Source organism: Corallococcus sp. AB018 (assembly GCF_003986945.1).
Taxonomy (GTDB): domain Bacteria; phylum Myxococcota; class Myxococcia; order Myxococcales; family Myxococcaceae; genus Corallococcus; species Corallococcus exiguus.
This window is the reverse complement of sequence record NZ_RAWR01000432.1, coordinates 1-1708: the sequence shown is the minus strand read 5'-3', so window position 1 is coordinate 1708 and position 1708 is coordinate 1. Positions and strand designations below refer to the sequence as shown.

Below are 1708 nucleotides of genomic sequence, written 5' to 3'. Positions count from 1 at the left end.
TAGAGCGCCGATCAGGTTACGGCGAGGGAGCAGGCAGGCGATAGGGGATCGACGCGGGCTGGGGTCGCGTGCATAGGTCGCCACCTTCGGAGGTGGCTCATGGAACGCTGGAAGCCGACTGTGGAGCAGAGCGCACGGGAGCAGCGCCTGCTGAAGCTCGCGGGGAAGAGCAGGAAGCTCTTCGTCTTCCTGCGCGAGCATCGGCACGAGTTGTTCGACGAGGCCTTTCAGGACGAGCTCGAAGCGATGTACCGACAGACGGGCCAGGGGCAAACGCCGCAGTCGCCCGCGATGATGTGCATGGCGCTGCTGGTGCAGGCCTACACGCAGACCTCGGACGCCGAAGCCGTGTGCCTCTCGGGCACCGACAGCCGGTGGCGAATGGTATTGGACCGACTCGGTGCGGACGAGGACGAGCCCGCCTTCTCCCAGGGCGGGCTGCAGCAATTCCGGGAACGACTCATCGCGACCGAGATGGACCGCCGGCTGCTGGAGCGCACCGTCGAGGTGGCGAAGCGGACGAAGGGGTTTGATTCGAAGAAGACGCCGAAGACGCTGCGAGTGGGAGTCGATAGCCGCCCTTTAGAAGGGGCCGGGCGGGTTGAGGACACCCTCAACCTGCTCGGCCACGCAGGTCGCAAGGTCGCCGAGGGCATGGCGCTCGTGCTCGGCACCGATGTCGAGGAGGTGTGCCAGCAGGCCAATGCGCCGTTGCTGAAGGCCAGCAGCATCAAGGCCGGCCTCGACCTCGACTGGAGCGCGCCCGACGCGAAGGTCGACGCACTCAATCGCCTGTGCCGACAGCTTGACCGCCTCATGGCCTGGGTGGCGAAGCAGTCGAAGTCGTGCGTCACCGCTCCGCTGACTCGCTACATCGAAGCGCTCGCGCAGGTGAAGGCGCAGGACCTCGAGCCGCACCACGAGGGTGGCGTGCAGATTCGACAGGGCGTGGCCGCCGACAGGCGCATCTCCATTGAAGACCCGGACATGCGTCACGGGCGTAAGAGCAAGAGCAAGCGCTTCAATGGCTACAAGCAGCACGTCGGCACCGACCTCGACACCGACCTCGTGGTGGCCTGCGCCGTGACGCCAGCCAACCGCCCCGAAGAGGAGGCTACGGGCGCACTGCAGGAAGACATGGCCCACCAGGAACTCTTCCCCGATGTCCTCCTCATCGACAGAGCGTACCTCAACAGCACCATGGCCGAAGACGTGCTGGAGAGCGGCGGCGACGTCGTCTGCCGGCCGTGGCGAGGAGCCAGCGCGATGCCCGGACTCTTCGGCAAGCGCGACTTCAAAGTGAACATCCGCGACGGCACCCTCACGTGCCCTGCTGGCGAGGTGGAGCCCTTCGAGCCCGGCGCCGTCGTGCACTTCGACCCGGAAGCCTGCGGGCCGTGCAAGCTGCGCTCGAGTTGTACCCAGGCCGCGTCCGGGAAGGGGCGCAGCGTCACGATGGGTGACGACGAGCGGCTCCAGCAGCGTCTTCGCTTACGTCTCCAGTCGCGCGCGGGCCGCGCACAACTCCGCGAGCGTGTCGGCGTCGAGCATTGCCTGGCACATCTCGCCAACCGCCAGGGCCCGAAGGCCCGTTATCGCGGCACGCGCCGCAACCTCTTTGACCTCAGGCGACTCGCGGTCGTCCAAAACCTCGAGGTCGCCGCGCGCTATCAGCTCGCGGCGTGACCTAACCTGTTCGGCGCTCTAG

Annotated in this window: 1 protein-coding gene; it reads left to right on the top strand. The window is 66.9% G+C overall.

All coding sequences use genetic code 11. The features are described from left to right. The first annotated feature begins 99 nt into the window (after positions 1–99). Entirely contained in the window at positions 100–1686 is a 1587-nt protein-coding gene (locus tag D7Y11_RS42515) for an IS1182 family transposase (protein WP_121756210.1), read from the top strand. The last annotated feature ends 22 nt before the right edge of the window (positions 1687–1708 follow it).